The 18,908-nt window shown below is 41.4% G+C and carries 25 protein-coding genes; 9 read left to right on the top strand and 16 right to left on the bottom strand.

All coding sequences use genetic code 11. The annotated features are described in order from the left end of the window. Nucleotides 1-39: 39 nt before the first annotated feature. From ntdP to fabL, 4 genes are all read right to left on the bottom strand, one after another. Nucleotides 40-570: a nucleoside tri-diphosphate phosphatase gene (gene ntdP / locus V3595_RS19980; protein ID WP_048685440.1), complete on the bottom strand. Its 531-nt coding sequence runs from the start codon at nucleotides 568-570 to the stop codon at nucleotides 40-42. Between the two features lie 233 nt (nucleotides 571-803). After that, the gene (locus V3595_RS19975) at nucleotides 804-1,058 is read right to left on the bottom strand and encodes a YgaB family protein (protein ID WP_063577340.1); all 255 of its coding nucleotides are present in this window, start codon (nucleotides 1,056-1,058) and stop codon (nucleotides 804-806) included. A 162-nt stretch (nucleotides 1,059-1,220) separates the two neighbouring features. Beyond that, on the bottom strand, nucleotides 1,221-1,496 hold the full coding sequence (locus V3595_RS19970) for a gamma-type small acid-soluble spore protein (protein ID WP_485908988.1): 276 nt from the start codon (nucleotides 1,494-1,496) through the stop codon (nucleotides 1,221-1,223). Nucleotides 1,497-1,577: 81 nt separating this feature from the next. Continuing rightward, a complete protein-coding gene (fabL, locus tag V3595_RS19965; protein WP_230178804.1) occupies nucleotides 1,578-2,327 on the bottom strand; it encodes an enoyl-[acyl-carrier-protein] reductase FabL in 750 nt (249 codons plus the stop codon). 68 nt (nucleotides 2,328-2,395) lie between these two features. Here fabL and V3595_RS19960 point away from each other — a divergent pair, with 68 nt between their 5' ends. Further along, nucleotides 2,396-2,620, top strand: a complete 225-nt coding sequence (locus tag V3595_RS19960; RefSeq protein WP_061461732.1) for a hypothetical protein — start codon at nucleotides 2,396-2,398, stop codon at nucleotides 2,618-2,620. 164 nt (nucleotides 2,621-2,784) lie between these two features. On the opposite strand, the gene mutY is transcribed toward V3595_RS19960, so the two are convergent. Further along, nucleotides 2,785-3,891, bottom strand: coding sequence for an A/G-specific adenine glycosylase (mutY, locus tag V3595_RS19955; RefSeq protein ID WP_485909019.1), 1,107 nt, complete (start codon nucleotides 3,889-3,891; stop codon nucleotides 2,785-2,787). 219 nt (nucleotides 3,892-4,110) lie between these two features. On the opposite strand from mutY, the gene V3595_RS19950 reads away from it, so the two are divergent. Next, nucleotides 4,111-5,088 carry a metal-dependent hydrolase gene (locus V3595_RS19950; protein WP_485908986.1) on the top strand — a complete coding sequence of 326 codons (978 nt, stop codon included), beginning with the start codon at nucleotides 4,111-4,113 and terminating at the stop codon, nucleotides 5,086-5,088. A 55-nt stretch (nucleotides 5,089-5,143) separates the two neighbouring features. Here V3595_RS19950 and V3595_RS19945 read toward each other — a convergent pair whose 3' ends face one another. Then, on the bottom strand, nucleotides 5,144-5,410 hold the full coding sequence (locus tag V3595_RS19945) for a YfhJ family protein (RefSeq protein WP_101225953.1): 267 nt from the start codon (nucleotides 5,408-5,410) through the stop codon (nucleotides 5,144-5,146). A 113-nt stretch (nucleotides 5,411-5,523) separates the two neighbouring features. On the opposite strand from V3595_RS19945, the gene V3595_RS19940 reads away from it, so the two are divergent. Beyond that, nucleotides 5,524-5,679: a small, acid-soluble spore protein K gene (locus tag V3595_RS19940; protein WP_034305387.1), complete on the top strand. Its 156-nt coding sequence runs from the start codon at nucleotides 5,524-5,526 to the stop codon at nucleotides 5,677-5,679. A gap of 39 nt (nucleotides 5,680-5,718) precedes the next feature. Here V3595_RS19940 and V3595_RS19935 read toward each other — a convergent pair whose 3' ends face one another. Further along, a complete protein-coding gene (locus V3595_RS19935) occupies nucleotides 5,719-6,030 on the bottom strand; it encodes a YfhH family protein (RefSeq protein WP_063234815.1) in 312 nt (103 codons plus the stop codon). Nucleotides 6,031-6,105: 75 nt separating this feature from the next. Continuing rightward, complete coding sequence (gene recX / locus V3595_RS19930) at nucleotides 6,106-6,903, bottom strand: recombination regulator RecX (protein WP_485908983.1); 798 nt, start codon at nucleotides 6,901-6,903, stop codon at nucleotides 6,106-6,108. A gap of 125 nt (nucleotides 6,904-7,028) precedes the next feature. Between recX and V3595_RS19925 the strand changes: the two genes are divergently transcribed. From V3595_RS19925 to V3595_RS19915, 3 genes are all read left to right on the top strand, one after another. Next, a complete protein-coding gene (locus tag V3595_RS19925; protein WP_485909017.1) occupies nucleotides 7,029-7,949 on the top strand; it encodes a TIGR01777 family oxidoreductase in 921 nt (306 codons plus the stop codon). 53 nt (nucleotides 7,950-8,002) lie between these two features. Continuing rightward, on the top strand, nucleotides 8,003-8,125 hold the full coding sequence (locus V3595_RS19920) for a YfhE family protein (protein ID WP_081088510.1): 123 nt from the start codon (nucleotides 8,003-8,005) through the stop codon (nucleotides 8,123-8,125). A gap of 101 nt (nucleotides 8,126-8,226) precedes the next feature. Next, a complete protein-coding gene (locus V3595_RS19915; RefSeq protein ID WP_101225951.1) occupies nucleotides 8,227-8,412 on the top strand; it encodes a YfhD family protein in 186 nt (61 codons plus the stop codon). A gap of 385 nt (nucleotides 8,413-8,797) precedes the next feature. On the opposite strand, the gene V3595_RS19910 is transcribed toward V3595_RS19915, so the two are convergent. From V3595_RS19910 to V3595_RS19890, 5 genes are all read right to left on the bottom strand, one after another. Beyond that, nucleotides 8,798-10,378: a fatty acid--CoA ligase gene (locus V3595_RS19910; protein ID WP_485908981.1), complete on the bottom strand. Its 1,581-nt coding sequence runs from the start codon at nucleotides 10,376-10,378 to the stop codon at nucleotides 8,798-8,800. Nucleotides 10,379-10,511: 133 nt separating this feature from the next. Then, complete coding sequence (locus tag V3595_RS19905; protein ID WP_485908979.1) at nucleotides 10,512-11,663, bottom strand: thiolase family protein; 1,152 nt, start codon at nucleotides 11,661-11,663, stop codon at nucleotides 10,512-10,514. Between the two features lie 35 nt (nucleotides 11,664-11,698). Continuing rightward, nucleotides 11,699-12,844 carry an acyl-CoA dehydrogenase family protein gene (locus V3595_RS19900; protein ID WP_485908977.1) on the bottom strand — a complete coding sequence of 382 codons (1,146 nt, stop codon included), beginning with the start codon at nucleotides 12,842-12,844 and terminating at the stop codon, nucleotides 11,699-11,701. 81 nt (nucleotides 12,845-12,925) lie between these two features. Continuing rightward, complete coding sequence (locus tag V3595_RS19895) at nucleotides 12,926-13,693, bottom strand: 3-hydroxyacyl-CoA dehydrogenase (RefSeq protein WP_485908975.1); 768 nt, start codon at nucleotides 13,691-13,693, stop codon at nucleotides 12,926-12,928. A 73-nt stretch (nucleotides 13,694-13,766) separates the two neighbouring features. Then, nucleotides 13,767-14,162: a MerR family transcriptional regulator gene (locus V3595_RS19890; RefSeq protein WP_241593503.1), complete on the bottom strand. Its 396-nt coding sequence runs from the start codon at nucleotides 14,160-14,162 to the stop codon at nucleotides 13,767-13,769. A 164-nt stretch (nucleotides 14,163-14,326) separates the two neighbouring features. On the opposite strand from V3595_RS19890, the gene V3595_RS19885 reads away from it, so the two are divergent. The 3 genes from V3595_RS19885 (at nucleotide 14,327) to V3595_RS19875 (ending at nucleotide 16,330) form a co-directional block, all read left to right on the top strand. Beyond that, nucleotides 14,327-14,752, top strand: coding sequence for a universal stress protein (locus V3595_RS19885; protein WP_137020306.1), 426 nt, complete (start codon nucleotides 14,327-14,329; stop codon nucleotides 14,750-14,752). A 163-nt stretch (nucleotides 14,753-14,915) separates the two neighbouring features. Then, nucleotides 14,916-15,800, top strand: coding sequence for a cidABC operon transcriptional activator CidR (gene cidR / locus V3595_RS19880; RefSeq protein WP_485908972.1), 885 nt, complete (start codon nucleotides 14,916-14,918; stop codon nucleotides 15,798-15,800). A 158-nt stretch (nucleotides 15,801-15,958) separates the two neighbouring features. After that, complete coding sequence (locus V3595_RS19875; RefSeq protein ID WP_485908970.1) at nucleotides 15,959-16,330, top strand: hypothetical protein; 372 nt, start codon at nucleotides 15,959-15,961, stop codon at nucleotides 16,328-16,330. A 64-nt stretch (nucleotides 16,331-16,394) separates the two neighbouring features. On the opposite strand, the gene V3595_RS19870 is transcribed toward V3595_RS19875, so the two are convergent. The 3 genes from V3595_RS19870 to V3595_RS19860 all read right to left on the bottom strand — a co-directional run bounded on the left by V3595_RS19870 (nucleotide 16,395) and on the right by V3595_RS19860 (nucleotide 18,670). Further along, entirely contained in the window at nucleotides 16,395-17,117 is a 723-nt protein-coding gene (locus tag V3595_RS19870; RefSeq protein WP_485908968.1) for an amino acid ABC transporter ATP-binding protein, read from the bottom strand. Then, entirely contained in the window at nucleotides 17,114-17,770 is a 657-nt protein-coding gene (locus V3595_RS19865) for an amino acid ABC transporter permease (RefSeq protein ID WP_485908966.1), read from the bottom strand. The genes V3595_RS19870 and V3595_RS19865 overlap by 4 nt, the downstream gene beginning before the upstream one ends. 78 nt (nucleotides 17,771-17,848) lie before the next feature. Then, a complete protein-coding gene (locus V3595_RS19860) occupies nucleotides 17,849-18,670 on the bottom strand; it encodes a basic amino acid ABC transporter substrate-binding protein (protein ID WP_137024064.1) in 822 nt (273 codons plus the stop codon). Nucleotides 18,671-18,908 lie beyond the last annotated feature (238 nt).

Raw genomic sequence — 18,908 nt, 5'->3', positions numbered from 1 at the left:
AATGAAAAAGCCTGCCAATTAAGCAGCAGGCCTTTTCTATCATCGATAGGTTAAAAAGCGTTCATACCAACTATCAATAAACTCTGCGGAGAATGGTCCTTTTCGCTGGCGTATCATATAAATCAAATAGTCTACGTTCTGTTTCAATATTGAATCGATGGCATCCGGGTAATTCATTTCTTTCCGATGCCTTTCATATTCATCCTCATCCAGCAAATTAAACGTCATATCTGGGAATACTTTAATGTCCAGGTCATAATCAATGTATTTCAATGCTCCCGAATCGTATGTGAACGGCGAACTGATATTGCAATAATAATAAACCCCGTCCTCTCTCAACATACCAATAACATTAAACCAATACTTTGAATGAAAATAGCAAATCGCCGGCTCTCTCGTAATCCAGGTCCTTCCATCTGATTCCGTTACCATAGTACGGTCATTCGCTGCTATCACCAGATTTTGGGTCCCTTTTAAAACGGTTGTCTCTTCCCAGATACGATGGATATGTCCATTATGTTTATAGCTATGGATTTGGATTTTTCCTCCTTCGGCAGGAACAATCCCCATTTATCTCTCCCTACTTTCTATAGACACCCTGACAGCGTACTGTGCCCTATTCCGTTTGCAGTTGTTGTGTGTATTTAAAATATATACTTTTTTCCATTTACCCTATATTCCTATATTATAGCGATTTATTCATAAATTTAAAACAAAAGTGGCTAATCTCCCAGTGAAAATGTGTAAATAAGTCGAAAAAGTCTGACCATCCACCCATTTTAACTAAGAAATTAGCCGGTTATTTATCGTATGGCAGCCTGTCCTTGCTGAAAATAACGGATGACTTCTTCCGTTTGCTTCTCGAACATATCATGGATACTTTTCAATTCCTGTTTTTTGAGTTGAATCTCTTCCTGAATGGTGACTGCTTCACTCTCCTCTTCCAGGGCAAGGAGTTGCTTCTCTATATCTTGGCATCTTTCGATTTCGGATTGTAAAAGTAAAAGCTTATCCATCGTTTTCAACTGGTTGTTAATAAGCCGGTTAAATTCCTCCATGAATGCACCTTCCTAATCTGTATTTTTTCTATAAGTATGTATATTCTATTTTAATCAGCTTTTTCCTTTGACATAAAATGTAAACACAACGAAACATTTGTCGAATCCAATGAAAGGCAAAAAAAAGCACCCTTCATAAGAAGGATGCTTTTTCATCGGCAATTAGCCTTGGTTTTTATTGCTTTGAGATTTTTGGTTTTGTTGTTTCACTTCTTGGACGTTAGTTTCAGAAGCAAACTCTGTACCGAATTGGCCTTGTGCTTGACCTTGGCCTTTTTTTTGTTGAGATTGTGCGTTTTGTTGTCTCACTTCTTGAACGTTAGTTTCAGAAGCAAACTCTGTACCGAATTGGCCTTGACCTTGTTGAGATTGCGCGTTTTGTTGTCTCACTTGTTGAACATTTGTACCTGCTTGTGATTTATTCATGTTTTTAGCCATTGATATCACCTCCACGATAATAAGATAACCATTATCCAGGAGTGCTATCCAACAAAAATCATTTAAATTTTTCCAGTTACATTAAACAAGCAATGAAATGCCTCCATCAACTATTACGGTTTGTCCACGAATCATACTGGCTCCATCGGAAATTAAAAACAGGATGGTATTCACCATATCTTCCACCTCGACCATCCGTCCAGCGGGAGTCTGATCTGCCGCCTCAGCAAGCATTTCATCCCGATTCGGGAAAGACTTCAAGGCATCCGTATCGATCACACCACCTGAAACGGCATTGACACAAATATTTTTCGCAGCCAGTTCGACCGCTAAATATCTTGTCAGGGCTTCAAGTGCAGCCTTGGAAACTCCAACAGCTGTATAATTTTTTAAATAGCGAATGGATCCCAGTGAACTGATGCTGACAATTTTCCCTCCGCCGTTCCTCTCCATTAATTTCGCCGCTTCCTGTGCGCAGAAAAGGAGGGCTTTTGTATTGATGTCCATGGTCCAGTTCCAATGGGATTCCTCCAGCTCCATCAATGGGCGCTGCACTCCAGAGGCAGCATTATTAATGAAAATATCCAAACGTCCATAATAAGCATCGATTTCCTCGAACATGCTTTTCACTTTCGCAACGTCACCGACATTTGCCTTGACTACAAGGGCTTTGCGCCCCAATGCTTCAATTTCGGCTGCCACTTCTAATGCTTTCGACTTGCTCCGGGCATAATTAATAACGAGGTCGTAACCTTCCTCTGCAAGCCTTATTGCCGTGCTTCTGCCTAAACCTTTACTGCTACCTGTAACGAGTGCCACTTTTTGTTCCATTCGTTTATTCATCCTTTCTGAGTAAACACCAAGTATTTAAAATCATTTTTTTAAGGAGTGTTACTGTTATGTATGTTGGACGTGATATGACAGAGTTGTCGATGATGAAAAAATCGGATTGGGAAAATAGTGAACTTGCCTATTTTCATCACTCCCTTCAACAAATGGTACCTTATTTAAACCAAGAAGGACAGAGTATCCATAGCGAAATCGTCAAAGAAATTGAAAATAGAGGCGGACTTAATAGACAAGAAGCAGATTATACTCATGGAACGAAAACCATTTACGATTGATTTTATACGGATATCGCTTTAATAATCAACAAAAGGAAGAGGATATCTTAGCGGATATCCTCTTTTAGCATAATATCCCTGTTCCCACGGATTTACAAATCGCACCCAAAATATAAAGAATGTAATATGATTGAACCCACGATTGATTGAATGACTATAATCATTTATTCAATACACTCTTTTTCTTTATACGCTCTCATCATTTTTTGGTGGGAAACCGGAAATGCTAACTCATCCATCTCTGCTTCACTTACCCACTTAAGTTGCTGTTCTCTTAATGTCTCTTCACTGATGGCTTCTTTGACCACTCCGATATACGTGTCCACTTTCCAAACGAGGTGTGAGAAAACATGTTCAATTCTCACAAGTGATTCAGTGATTTCCGGTTTGACGCCATACATTTCCTGAAACCGACTCTCGAAGAACTCCCTCTTATGCAAAAGGGATGAATGGTTTTCGAAATTCGGATATTCCCAAAGATTTGCAAGCAATCCTTCTGGTGCTCGCTTGTGAATTAAAAATCCACCTTTTTCATTCGTTAAAACGGCAGCTACAATTGGTACATCCCGCGTTTTTTTCTTTTGGATCTTTACCGGCAATTCCGACTGAACCCCCGCTTCAAATGCTAGACAATGACTTTGAACGGGACATAATAGGCAGGCAGGCTTACCTGGTGTACAAATCAATGCTCCAAGTTCCATCAACGCTTGATTGAAGGCAGAGGTATGTCCATGATCGATCAGCTTTCTGACGGCTGCTTCGAAAGTTTTTCTTGTCTTTGGCTTTGCTATGTCTTCATATATCATCAATATCCTTGATAAAACACGCATGACGTTTCCATCAACGGCTGGCTCCGGCTTACCGTATGCGATACTAAGTATCGCACCAGCTGTATAAGGGCCGACACCTTTCAATTTGGATATTTCCTCGGGATCATCCGGTACAATCCCATTATAGGATGCCTTCACTTCCTGAACGGCACTATGCAGATTCCTTACACGTGAATAATATCCCAACCCTTCCCATGCTTTTAGGATTTTCTCTTCATCGGCATCGGCAAAATCCTCGAGTGTAGGGAACCATTCCACAAAGCGGTTGAAATAAGGAATCACCGTGTCCACTCTCGTTTGCTGCAGCATTATTTCAGAAACCCAAACACGGTACGGGTCCTTATTTTTCCTCCATGGCAATTCTCTTTGTTCTTCGAGAAACCAGGAAACCAAATCTTTTTGAAATTCATCGATTTTTATTTTTTCTATTGTCGGGATCATTATTTCTTTCACATCAGTTCCTCCAAAGATGTTACACTCTTATCAAAATTGGGAATACCTATAGTAGGCCATTCTTTTTTAATATCATGTTCATATTCATTTATTTTGTAAAGGTTCACGGAAATAAATCAAAATTATATTCATTTGATGGTTAATATATAAATACGGTATGATGAAAGAAGACCATTTTTTTCAAATTGTGGCAGGGAGGTTAGTTTTTTGGATACAGGTACTCACTTTGTCATGGGAATTGCACTTGGAGGTCTTGCCACATTAGATCCTGTCATTGCGCAGAGCCCAGTCACTGCAAGTGCAGTCATAGCAGGTACGATATTGGGATCACAAGCTCCGGACATTGACACTGTTTTAAAATTAAGGAATAACGCTGTATATATACGAAACCACCGTGGAATCACGCATTCCATTCCCGCTGTTTTACTTTGGCCCTTGATTATCAGCGGAGCACTTTTCGCCATCATACCTGAAGCAAATTACCTACATCTTTGGCTTTGGACCTTTTTAGCCGTTTTCCTTCACGTATTCGTGGATATATTCAATGCTTATGGGACCCAGGCTCTTAGACCGATTTCGTCAAAATGGGTAGCTTTAGGGGTCATCAATACATTTGACCCGTTCATTTTTGGAATACATGTTGCCGGCCTGATATTATGGGGCTTTGGATTTCCTCCAGGCTATTTATTTCTTTCCATTTACGGAATACTCGTCATTTATTATATTTCCAGGTTCAGGGAACAAACTTTTATAAAAAAAGTGGTCAAAAAGCAAATTCCTGGAGCAAGGAAAATTCTATTATCACCGACCATGCGTTTTCATCGCTGGAAAATTGCGGTGATTACCGAAAAGAATTATTATGTGGCACGGGCCGATAATGGATATGTGACGATTCTAGATACGTTCGATCGAGTGCCATTGCCTGAAAGTGAAATTCTCGAAGCCGCCAAGAAGGATATCAACTTGGCAGCCTTTCTGTCCTTTTCGCCGGTTTACCGCTTTGAAATCGAACAGATAAAAGAATATTATGAAGTCCGTTTTATCGATTTAAGATACCGCAGCAATGGATATTACCCGTTTGTGGCAGTGGTCCATTTAGACAGCGAATTGAATATCTTGAATTCTTATACCGGCTGGATCTTTAGCGAAGCGAAACTGCAGAAGAAATTGAATATTATTTTGTAGTCACTGCGTATTGAAAAAGAGCTGATTCCAGGGAACCCCTCTGGAATCAGCTTTTTTAATGCACTCGATTCTGCTGATTTAATAACTGTTGATATTTAGGGTTTTTTGCAATGAATTCGTGGAATTGCTCTCCGTAGTTATCAATCCAGGTCCTTACAACGCGCGATGTCATTTCTTCTCCGGCATATTCATGCCCGGCCTTTGCATAGGTCGCCTCGAAATCTTCCCATAATAATTCCACCCAAGTCAAAGCTTGCTCATACGTGATGTGTTCATTTTTCTCAAGCAGAATCTTGGTTAATCTTTCATGGTAATCATTCATTAGAACCACCTCATTGCCAATATTTTTACAGAATGAACTATACTGTTCCATACCCATACTAGTGGTAAGCGGAAACGCTTCTGTCTTTAATCTGATGCTTGGAGGAGAAAAATTTGCGAAATAAACAAAAAGGATTCCCCAACCAAAACAATAATAAATTCCAAGGCGAGCCTCGTGCCAAAGCAAGATATGCTTCAAAGCGTGCAGATGGCAGTATTAATACACACCCTCAAGAAAGAATGAAAGCATCAAACGAGCGATCGAATTAGGTTGCACCAGAAGGAATCGGGTACTTCCCCGGTTCCTTTTTATTTTAACATTGAAATCGGCAGTGCTTCTTCCTTACCGCTTCCACCTAAGCGGTATCCCCAGGCGAATACGCCATTCATATAATCAATTTTGAAATAGACACCGGGATCTCCGTCAATTTGATATATTTCACCTTTTTTGAAATCATCCGGATTTAACAAATAGGCCTTGGCCATCGTCACTTTTCGTTCCAATACTGAAAATTCATTAACCATTCCCAATTGCTCTGCTTTTCTCGCTTTTTCAGTCAACGCTGCAATTTCCTGCTGTAGTTCATAGGCGGACAACTTGCTGTATCTTACGTCGCTCATATATATGACTCCTTAAATGAAATATTAATTTACCTCTATATTAAACAAAATTTTGAGATTTGGCTATCAATGCACTTAATCCCCATCTGTATTGGAAAGATAACGCTCAATCAATTCTATTGGAAAACCTTTTCGGTATAATGCCTGCTTCATTTTTTGTTCATATTCGAAGCCTTCATGGTTTTTATATCGACGTTGCATTTTTTCGGCATGGTGGCAAAGAGAATCCCATTGTTCATCTTCATCCTTTTCAACCGTCACATCTTCAAGTGCTTCATAGATGACATCTCTAGGGAAGCCTTTCCGTAACAAGGTTTGTTCAACCTTCAGCCTTAAAGCTCGTTCGGAAATGTTTTTTTCCTTTTTGACCGCTTTTCCAGCAAGTTTCCTTGCATGTTCAATCTGAATATCATAGGGGTATTCCTTCAATGCCTCGACAACCAACTTTTCTTGCACCCCTTTTTCCTTAAGCTCGAGCTTAAGGGTAGTGGGCCCTTTATTGCCTCCATTCACATGGGTCCTTACGTAAGCCTTGGCAAATTCAAGGTCGTCTAAATAGTTAAAGCTGTATAGTTTATGTATCGCTTCCTTAATAATCGGCTCTTCCGTTTCCTTCTTTTTTAAATAAAGGCGAATTTCCGATTCGGAGCGCATCCGGTATGATAAATAATTAAGTGCATCGGTAAATGCTTTTTGAATTTCATCATGGAATTGTATTTCAGCCAAAAGCAGGTCATCAAGTTCCATACCCTTTTTCAAATGAAATTTCAATAGCACTTCTTCGTCTACACTGAAGGCATATTTTTCGTCAACGAAAATGTTATAACGATCTTTACGTTTCTTTTGGGTTGTTATTTTTGTTATGTTTGGCATAAATCCACCCCCACCCCTACTTTACCCCTTTACGTTTACCATTTCTATATATAGCATGTCTAAAAATGAAAAAAGAACATGGGCATGTTAAAGTGAAGGAAAGAAAGGGAAAGGAAGTGGTTTTCATGAAAATAGCCATTGCTGGTGGAAGCGGTTTTGTCGGCACAGCCCTTATTGATGAATTATCAAAAGAAAATCATGATATATATATTTTGACCCGTCATCCTGAAAAATTTAATAAACAGACTAATTTGACATATATCGGCTGGTTGACCAAGGACGCAAAGCCGGAAAAGTACTTGGCGGGTCTCGATGTTTTCATTAACCTTGCTGGTGAATCTTTAAACAGCGGGCGTTGGACACCTGAACGAAAACGCCGGATTGTCGAAAGCAGGGTCGAAGCTTCCAAAGAGATGAACCGGATCATTTCCATACTGCCCGATAAAGTGTCCGTCATCATTAATGCAAGTGCAATCGGATATTATGGTATTTCGGACGATGAAACCTTTACCGAAACCTCTGAATCCATTGGTGATGATTTCTTGGCCCGTACTGTTCAACTATGGGAAAAGGAAACTGCTAAATCACGCTCTTACAGTAAAAGGTTGATCCTGACAAGATTCGGGGTGATTCTTGGAGAAAAAGACGGTGCACTGCCAATGATGGTCCTCCCCTATAAACTATTCGGCGGAGGAAAGATGGGCAAAGGGAATCAGTGGCTTTCCTGGATTCATATCCATGACGTGGTCCGTGCAATCATCTTTTGCATGAACGATGCTCGGATAGAAGGTCCAGTCAATTTTACGGCACCGAACCCCGTTCAGATGGATAAATTCGGGGAAACGATAGGAGCTGTCCTGCACCGGCCCCATTGGTTGCCCGTACCTCCTTTCTTCCTCAAGAAACTGCTTGGGGAGATGAGCATACTTGTACTTGAAGGGCAAAATGTCCTTCCCACTAAACTTAAAGAGGAAGGATTCACCTTCTCCTTTCCAACCCTTAAAGAAGCTTTACAAAATATCTTAAAAGAAGATTCTCACGTATGAAAGGGTCATTTTAGGAAAAAATAGGGATATTAAGTGGAATGGAGATGATTTAATTGCTCAAAAAACACGATAAAGAGAAAAGTAACTTAACTAGTACACAAGCGATTCTTTATGCTCGCGAATTTAAAAAAGCAGATCGAGCTGGTGGATATACCGAAAAGAAATCCCGTCGTTAAGTTTGGAGTTTTTTCCCGTACATTTTGAACAGCCACTCAACACAAAATAAGCTGGAGATGATTAATGAATTCATCTCCAGCTTATTCTAGGGGGCGCTAACATGGGACGCAATAACATACACCATAATCGAGATAAGAACAAACAGAAACTTCCTCAGGTTCCTAAAAACCTGAAAAGTGACGGACTTGACGTTGAATATTCTTCCGAACTGGCTGACCAGGAAGACATCGAGGCACAAGCCCGGGCAAATGCGGCTGACCGCCGTGCTCATAATCGCCGCTTATAAGCAGGAGAAACCAACCAAGGGGCTGTAAATCAGCCCCTTAGGTTTTCTTTATTTACATAGCTTATCCACAGCCCTGTGTATATTGTGGATATATTCTGAAAATACTGATAAAAAACAAGTGCAATAAATCACCTTATCAACATGAAAATAATGTTATTTCTGGATAACCCTGTGGATTATGTGGATAAAGGGGATTTTAGCTAACCACTCTGCATTATTGTTGTGGATAACTATTCTCGGCCCTTGAATTGTTCCACAGGATTATTATTTATATAATAACTATCTGTTACGGTCTTTATTAAATGTCTTCCCTCCAAGTATTATCGCATGCCAAATGACTTTTCCAACTAACTTGTCAGTAGTTTTATCGCTATTGACCCTGGCATTAAAGAAGGTTCCCCAAACTTTTTCCATCTGCATTTTCTTCCAACTGCTTACGAAGCAAAAATTTTTGTGTCTTCCCACTTGCGTTTCGAGGCAGCTCATTACTGAAGATATATCTTCTTGGACGTTTATAGTTCGCCAGTGTTTCACTGTTCTTACACCAGGTTTCTAAGTCGGATTCCGCTAGCGAAGGGTCTTTGGCTACAATGAAGGCCGTTACCATTTCCCCCCAATGATCATCTGGCTGACCAAGGACTGCACAGTCGAGAACTCCTGGATGCTCATATAATTTATCTTCCACTTCACGTGGATAAATATTTTCCCCTCCAGAAATAATCATGTCGTCCACCCGGTCCTTGACCCACAGATATCCATCCTCATCCAGGAAACCGATGTCACCGGAATGGTACCAGCCTTTGTAAAGCGCCGTTTCGGTCTCTCTATCTTTTTGAAAGTAACCCTGCATGATACATGGACCCTTCACAAGGATCTCCCCTGTTTCCCCAGGTTCCAGCATATCCTCGGGATCCGATGGCCCTTCGTCATTCGGACGGACAATGATGATTTCATGATTGGAACATGCCTTGCCGGCAGAACCCGCTTTCCTAATTTGATCTTCCTCCAATAGGAGAGTGATGGCGGGACCCATTTCAGTCATTCCATAAGCTTGGATGAACTGGATGCCGAGTTTCTCCTGACAGGCCCTTACAAGTGAGGGGGCCATCGGGGCTGCTCCATAAAGCCCAAGCTTCAAACTCTGGAATTTATAATCATCCAAGTTTTCCTGAATGAGCATGTTCCACATCGTAGGAGCAGCAAAAAACTTGGTGATCCCCTCGGATTCAATCAGTTCCATGACTTTTTTGGGATTAAACTGATGTAATATGACATTTGCGGCACCGACCTGTACGCGAGGTAAAAAGGAACAGTGCAATTCGGCACAATGGAACATCGGTGCAGTAATCAAACCGATATCAGAGCGTTCGTACTTCATTGCCTCTATTAAAATCTCTGCTTGTTTGACCATATCTTTATGAAGGTGAATGACCCCTTTGGGACGTCCGGTTGTCCCGCTCGTATACATGATGGCATAGATATCATCCTCATGAACATCCACTTCTTCTGGCTTTGATGAGATACTGGCCATTTTCTGGCGGTAACCTTTGGCATATCCAGGCACATCATCATCAATATACCAGAAGGCCGTTTCCGAAAATCGCTTTTCAACCGCGGCAACGTTCGCTTCCAATTCGTGTTCGAATAAAACGACCTTTGGAGCAGCGTCGTTCAAGATGAAGGCCAACTCTTCCGGCATTAAACGGAAGTTAATTGGATTAAAGATTGCACCGATTTTTGCACAGGCAAAGAATGATGTTGCAAGCTCTTCATTGTTGTAAAGGTACGTAGAGACCCTGTCCCCTTTTCGCACCCCTTCCGCTTGAAGGGCCGCCGCCAACCTATTCACCTGCTCATTCCATTGAATGTACGTATAACGGATATTTCTTCTCACGTCGTAGATAGCTTCTTTAATGGGGAATTCCTGAACCGTCTGATCAAAGATATTTTTAATCGTTACTGACATATCATTTTCCTCCTCAAGTAGGCCCACCATCAACAGGAAGAGTTCAGGCAAAGCCTGCGATGGTCGGCTTCATCCCTTTTTCAGCTTTTACTTTCGTGCGAATTACGAATATTCATAAATGGAATGTCCAGATTCAGTCCAATCTTTCAATGATGGTCGCATTCGCCATCCCATGGCCTTCACACATTGTTTGCAGCCCATAACGGCCGCCCGTCCTTTCTAACTCATGGATCATTGACACCATCAATCTTGCCCCGCTTCCGCCAAGAGGATGACCCAAGGCAATCGCCCCGCCATTTGGATTCAGTTTCTTCGGGTCTGCCCCCGTTTCTTTTAGCCAGGCAATCGGTACAGGAGCGAAAGCCTCATTCACTTCAAAGATGTCGATATCATCAATTGTAAGACCTGCTTTTTCCAAAGCTTTTTGGGTGGCGGGAATCGGCCCCGTAAGCATCAGGGTAGGATCTGAGCCGACAACAACCCGTGTATGCACTTTAAAGCGCGGTTTCAATCCAAGCTCCTCGGCTTTACTGCGTTCCATCAATAATAAAGCGGCAGCACCGTCACTGATTTGACTTGAATTCCCCGCATGGATTAAACCGTCTTCTTGGAAAACCGGTTTCAATCCAGCAAGTACTTCAAGAGTAGTTCCCCCCCTTGGGCCTTGATCTTCCGTAACTTCGATATGATTTCCTTCTTTATCAGTACCCGATACTGATATCATTTCACGGTTAAAATGTCCTTCTTTTTGAGCACGTATTGCCTTGGCATGACTCTCCACGGAAAACCGATCACAATCTTCACGTGTTATTCCCCACTTATCGGCGATTCTCTCAGCTGATAAACCTTGGTTGATCACCTCATAAAGGTCCATATACTTTTGGCTTGTTACAGCACCTTGATAATTAGACCCCATGGGAACTCGTGACATGTTTTCCACTCCACCGGCCACTACCACATCCATATCACCCGACAAGATGGCCTGGGAAGCGAAGTGGACTGCCTGCTGACTTGATCCGCATTGACGGTCAATCGTCGTTCCCGGAACTTCAATCGGAAATCCGGCAATCAGTGCAGCAACCCTTGCTATATCACCGGCCTGTTCGCCCGACTGTGAAACACAGCCTAAAATGACATCATCGACACTAGCCGGATCGATGCCCGCCTTTTCAATCAGCTTCTTCAATACTTCCCCTGCCAGATCATCAGGGCGGACGTCTTTCAAGACACCGTTCCTTCTGCCTACTGGCGTGCGAATCCCTTCAACGATAACCACTTCCCGCATATACTCTCTTCCCTTCTCATCCTTTTTTTATTAAATTAAAGACCCATATTCTTCGCGATGATCTTCTTCATGATTTCATTTGTCCCGGCATAGATGCTCGCTACCGGAACATCCCGATACCTTCTGGCAATCTTGTATTCCTCCATATATCCATAGCCGCCATGGAGCTGCATGCATTCAATGGATATTTTTCTGGCAGTCTCCGTCAAACGCCATTTTGCCATCGAAACTTCCGTTACAACCTGTTCACCAGCCATATGTTTGGCGATCAATTGATCTAGGAAGGCACGCCCCATTTTGATTTCCGTTGCCATTTCCGCGATTTTGAATTGAGTATTTTGAAACTGACTTACGGATTTTCCGAACGCTTCCCTGCCCTTCACATACTCAATCGTATCGGCCAGCATATCCTCAGATGCGGTTTGAGCACAAATTGCCACCACAAGTCGTTCCTGCTGCAGTTTATCCATTAGGTAATTAAACCCTTTGCCTTCTTTACCAAGCAGGTTTTCCTTTGGAACACGGCAATCCTCGAAGATGAGCTCTGCTGTATCCTGACTGTGCAAACCAAGCTTCTTCAGTTTTCGCCCCCTGGAAAACCCGGGTGTATCCCTTTCGACCACGACTAAGCTAACGCCTTTATGTTTCGGAACGGCATTTGGATCCGTTTTACAGGCAACGATGACCAAATCCGAATGTATGCCATTCGTGATGAATGTCTTTTGGCCATTTACTATGTAATGATCTCCATCCAAAATGGCAGTCGTTTTAATATTGGCCAAATCCGAACCTGTACCAGGCTCTGTCATGGCAATGGCTGTAATGATTTCCCCCGTCGTGCATTTGGGAAGCCAGCGCTGTTTCTGCGACTCATTTCCGTATGCGGAAATATACGGAACGGTGATGTCACTGTGAAGTCCGAAACCAATGAAACCAGAACCGACTCTTTCCAATTCCTCATTAATTATAACGGCAAAGCCCCAATCTACCCCTGAACCCCCATAATCTTCTCCTAGGTCCGGACATAAAAAACCCTGTTCCCCCATTTTCACCCAAAATGACCGGGGAATGATCCTCTCTTCTTCCCATCGTTCATAGTGGGGAACTGCTTCTTTCTCTAAAAACTTTCGGAATGACTTACGGAAAATCTCATGATCTTCACTTAGGTATGGATGTTTCATCTGTTTTATCTCCTCTCTTAACTCTTTGTCGGAGGCTCTTTTCCTGGATTTAGAATGGACTGCCCTGAAGGAATTAACAACTTACCTGGGTGACATTCTAATGGCCCCATCCAGTCTGATGGTTTCCCCATTCAGCATTGGATTCGTTATGATGCTTTCCGTTAGTTTAGCGTACTCTTCTGGATACCCGAGCCTTGATGGGAATGGTACGGTTTTCCCTAATGACGTCCTAGCTTCAACAGGTAACGAATCGAACATCGGAGTATGGAATAGACCCGGTGCAATCGATACGACACGTATCCCTTTGCTGGCAAGCTCCCTTGCGATTGGCAGAGTCATACCAACAATCCCACCCTTGGAGGCACTATATGCGGCTTGTCCGATTTGTCCTTCAAAGGCAGCGACCGAAGCGGTATTGATAATGACTCCACGCTCCCCCTCTTGATTCGGCTCATTTTCGACCATTTTTTCCGCCGCAAGCCGGATTACGTTAAACGTACCGACCAAATTGATTTGCACGACTTTTGAGAACGCTTTCAATTCATGTGTACCTTTTCTGCCTATGACCTTCTCTGCAATTGCAATGCCTGCACAGTTGATGACCGCATTGATGCTCCCGAATTTTTTCATCCCTTCATCCAACGCCACCGATACGCTTTCTTCACTTGTTACATCCGTTTTAATAAATAGGACTGAATCTCCCAATTCCTGAGCCATTTTAGCGCCTTTTTCCTCAGAGAGGTCAAATATGACCGCTTTTCCACCTTTTTTAATGATGTTTCTTACTGTCGCGGCTCCAAGACCTGAAGCTCCTCCTGTCACAACTGCAATCGTTTCTTGAATTTCCAAATCCTCACCCCATTTGTTTCTAGAATATATATTCATCTTTCACTATCATCAAAACCTATTTTCAAGATTAATTTCATCGCTTGCCTGTTTTATCGTTCACTTTCAAGTCATGAAGGGTTTCGGTAAAGCCTTTGATTACCTGTTCAAAATCCTGCTTCAACCCATCCAGCTCTTTAATGCGTTCATTTATTTCGTTCAGCTTCTGTCCTGCAGTTTCAATCGTTTTTTCCAATTGCTTTATGCCTGTCCTATCCTTATCGAATAAAAGGACGATATCCTTTATTTCCACTAACGAAAAACCATACTTCTTACCGCGCATTATGATTTTGAGCTGTGCATATTCCTTCTTTCCATAAACCCTTTTTCCCGTTTCGGTACGCTTTGGTCTAAGCATACCCAGTTCCTCATAATATCGGAGGGTCCTTGTCGTCAATCCGAATTCTTTTGCTAAATCAGAAATGGTGTACATGTTAAAACCACACTTTGCAAAGGGATTATTTACCTTCATTTTAACATTGACGTTAACGTAAACTTCAATAATTATTCACAAAATTTATAATATATGAAACTGTATGAAAGATTTAAATTGATATACTAAGGGTATATTCTTTTAAAGAAGGGAATGATCGCTCAATGCTATGTTCAAAAATATTAGTTGCTTATGATGAATCTGAATTGGCACTTAAATCTTTAGAAAAAGCGATTGAATTAGCGAAGCTGGATCCCGCTATCGAAATCCAGGTGCTTCATGCTGTTACGCTGCCAATCAAGCCAAATATATATGGCAATGCCTTTCAGGAAATTGAAGAATCCATGCTCAAGTATGGCAAGGAAGTGATTAAAAAAGCGGAAGCGCTTTTATCCGAAATCCCGAATGCATCCCAAACATTTGTCGTAGAGGGTTCAGCCATCACGACTTTATTGGAACATGCAAAATCCCAGAATTGTGACCTTATCATCATGGGCAGTCGCGGATTGAGTGGCTTCAAGGAATTCCTAGGCAGCGTGAGCCACTATATCGTTCAACATTCCCCAGTTCCTGTCTTGCTGGTCAAATAAAATTCACGGCAGTACTCTTTATGGCCAGCCCTTTCCTAGGCTGGGTTCCCCCTGGAATCCAGCTTATTTATGCGTGCATGAACTCCAAACTTATCATGTTTTACAAACACTTACTTTTACGGGTAAAATGAAACTAATTTAAACGAGGATAACAGGTGACGCAATGGATATTAAACATTTGCAATACTTTATAGAGGTAACCAATTTCAATAGCTTCACTCGGGCTGCCGACCATTTATTCATTACCCAGCCGACCATCAGCAAGATGATTAAAAACCTGGAAACCGAGCTAGGTGTTGAGCTTTTTGATCGTTCACGCAAGCAACTGATCTTGACCGATGCAGGCAGGGTAGTCTTAGAGCAGGCAAAATTGATTGATAAGGCCTTTCACAATTTAGAAACAGAAATGGACAATTTATTAGGTTTGAAAAAGGGACATATACGTATCGGGCTTCCGCCGATAATAAACGCTTCTTTCTTCCCCCGGATACTTAGCCGTTTTCACGAGGATTATCCTAATATTACCTTTCAATTAGTAGAGGATGGTTCAAAGAAAATAGAAGAATCCGTTCAAAATGACTTAATTGATATAGGCGTAATAGTCCTGCCAACCAACACCGCACTTTTTCATCATTTTGCTTTTTTGGAAGAAGACATCAACTTGATTGTTCATCCATCCCATCCGCATGCTTGTGTCGAAGAAATTGATTTGGCCGACCTGGAAAACGAATCTTTCATCTTATTCAATAAAGATTACGTCCTTCGAGATCTCATCATTTCATCCTGTAATGAAGCTGGTTTTTCCCCACATATCGTCACGGAAAGCTCACGCTGGGATTTTATTGAGGAAATGGTTTACTGTAAACTAGGCGTTGCTCTATTACCTGAAAGTTTATGCCGTCATGATGAGCGCGTAAAGACAATCAAGGTTAAAAATCCCTCCATTAGCTGGAATTTAGGATTTATTTGGAGTAAGGAACATTACCTTTCATACGCTGCAAAAGAATGGCTGAAATATACGAGGGAAGCGTTATCACATAAGCAGTGAATTATCTAGCATGATTGATGTAAGCACTATCATAGATTTAAGTTATGCACATGATAACATCTAACCATTTTACAATGGGTTACGGCGGGGTTAGACTAGTATAAGTAAAAAGCACGGTAAATGCTGATGAATCCATATATTCTAAAAAGGAGATATTCATGATCACTTTATCTAGTGTCGATGAGTTACAGGCAACAGAAGCAGCTCTGGAGAAAATTAAATATTCATACCCCGAACTATTTGATAAACTGCTCCATGTCGTTGCCTTAACACGGGCTCTTCAATTTAAATATCAATTTATGGGCACATTACTCATGGATGAAAACCCTAACGAATACACCCCTGAATTCGTTATGCCCTCCGTTATCGGATTATATATAGAGGAAGTTCAAAAGTTAAAGGATGATCCGAATATCCAAGCATTACTTCAGATCTTCTCCCAAAATAAAAATATTGGATATGCCAAAATCAGTATGCTTGTGCTCGGTAAAAGCCCTGAATCGCTTTTAGGCGCTTCATGCATCAAATGAAGCCCCCTGATATACTCCAAAAAAAAAACCTCCCTTTATGGAAGGTTTTTTTCTTTACGTGTAATTAAAGCACTTTGCTCAAAAAGGCTTTAGTTCTTTCCTGCTGGGGATTATTGAAAATCTCACTAGGAATATTTTCTTCAATAATATAACCTTCGTCCATGAAAATCACGCGATCTCCAACTTCTTTTGCAAACCCCATCTCATGGGTCACAACTACCATGGTCATGCCTTCCTTAGCCAGTTGCTTCATGACCTCAAGGACTTCACCGACCATTTCCGGATCTAGAGCGGAAGTCGGCTCGTCGAATAGCATGATTTTCGGTTCCATCGCCAACGCCCTGGCAATGGCGACGCGCTGCTTTTGTCCCCCCGATAATGAATCCGGATATGCGTTCGCTTTCTCGGCAAGTCCCACTTTCTTAAGCAGTTCCATTCCTCTTTGGGATGCCTGTTCTTTGGTTATCTTGCGGACCTTTATAGGCGCAAGCATTATATTCTCAAGAACAGTCTTATGTGGAAATAAGTTAAAATGCTGAAATACCATGCCAACTTCCGTCCGGACTTTATTGATATTGACCTTCTTGTCTGTCGTATCAAGTCCTTCAATGAAAATATGGCCTCCCGTTATCGTTTCAAGTTGATTGATGCACCTGAGGAAAGTGGATTTACCAGACCCAGAAGGACCAATTACCACGACTACTTCCCGAGGGGAAACGATTGCATTGATATTTTTCAATACATCATTATCGCCAAATGACTTCTTAAGATTCTCCACCTTTATCATTCTGTTTTCAACCTTCTTTCGAGTCTATTTAATACAAAACTTAAAATGAGGGTAAGGAATAGATAGATGAAGGCACACGCCAAGTATGGCTCCCACACTTTAAAGTACTGACTCCCCATCGCTTTCCCCCAATACATCAATTCCGGGGCAGCAATGACACAAAGCAGGGATGAATCCTTCAATAATACGATGAATTCATTACCTAACGGAGGAATCATTCGTTTGAAAGCTTGAGGCAATACAACATGTATCATTGTTTGGATATGGGTCATTCCCAATGAACGCGCCCCTTCCATTTGCCCTTTATCGATGGATTGAATGCCCGCCCGGAAAATTTCGGCAATATATGCGGCTGCATTTAACGATAAAGCAATGACACCGGCGGTTACTGCATTCGTTTCCCCGGTAAAAAAGGGCACAATTCCAAAATGGATTAAAAAGATTTGAACTAAAAGCGGTGTTCCGCGAAAAACCGTGACATAACAGTAAAATGGAAAAGCAAGCACCTTGTTTCTCATGATTTTCCCTAAACCGATAAATAACCCCAAAAAGGTTCCGATCAGGATGGAGGAAACCGACAGCCCAATAGTAAGCAATGTCCCTTTTAATAAGAAAGGAGCATATTCAAAAATAATATCCCAGCGAAAACTCATTTCGTTCCCCTCCTAAGGCCAAAAAAACTGCGTAACTTCACACGTAAAGTTACGCAATCTTTTACTATCCATTTGTTTTTATTGTTGTGCTTTCAACGTTTCAATATCTGGATCAGTTCCAAACCACTCTTTATAAATTTCTGCATATTTCCCATTTTCATAAATGGCATTCACGGCTTTATCGAACTCCGATTTCAACTCACTGCCTTTTGGGAACATAAGACCATAAAACTCCTCATTGAAACTTTTGCTATCTTCAACGACTTTCAGTTTTTGATCGGGGTTATTTTTCACATATTCTTCAACAACCGTATTATCAGCTACGACAGCCGCAGCTCCGCCTTTTAGTAATTCCTGAATGGCCAGGTTATTATTTTCGAATTTTTTGATATCCTTGTGATTCTTTCCAAGGAGTTTCTCTACCGCTTCCTGTCCGGTAGTACCAGTCTGAACGGCAATGACATTTCCTTTCAATTCACTTCCTGATTTTATATCACTATTCTCAGGAACGAGAATCTTGTTTGTGGATAAGAAATACGGAACCGAGAAGTCATAAGATTGTTTTCTTTCGTCATTCACTGTAATCGCAGATATGGCGACATCCGCTCTCTTACCTTCGATTTCAACAAAAATCGGATCCCAGCCAACACTTTCCAATTTAACTTCATAACCCGCTTCTTTTGCAACGGCATTGATGAAATCAACATCGAATCCTACAATCTTATCTCCTTCAAGATATTCAAATGGAGCATAGTTGGCGTCCGTCACGATCCTGAGTGTTTTCCCATTGGACTCTTCTTCTTTTCCAGTTGTCGAGACTTCCTTACCCTTCCCGCATCCTGTCATGACTAGTAACAAAGAAGCTACCATGGCAAACACTAAAAAAGAAACCTTTTTCAAAATAATCCCCTCTTCTCTCTCGTAAACTCTCTTTTTGAAAAAACAGATAAATCTAACTTTAGAGAACATTCAGTATATTCTTTTAAGAATATTATACGTTTATTTGTTTTTTTATGCAATAAAAAGTCGATAAATAACTTTAGTAAAATAAAATTTTAATCAATTAACTTGGTAAATCAAAAACGCAGCTAAGCTCTAATCGGGAAAGATGCACCCTTTTACCCTTTACTCGAATTAA

Source organism: Bacillus sp. CFBP9009 (assembly GCF_036541465.1).
GTDB lineage: Bacteria > Bacillota > Bacilli > Bacillales > DSM-1321 > Peribacillus.
This window is presented reverse-complemented; position numbering and strand designations above follow the sequence as displayed.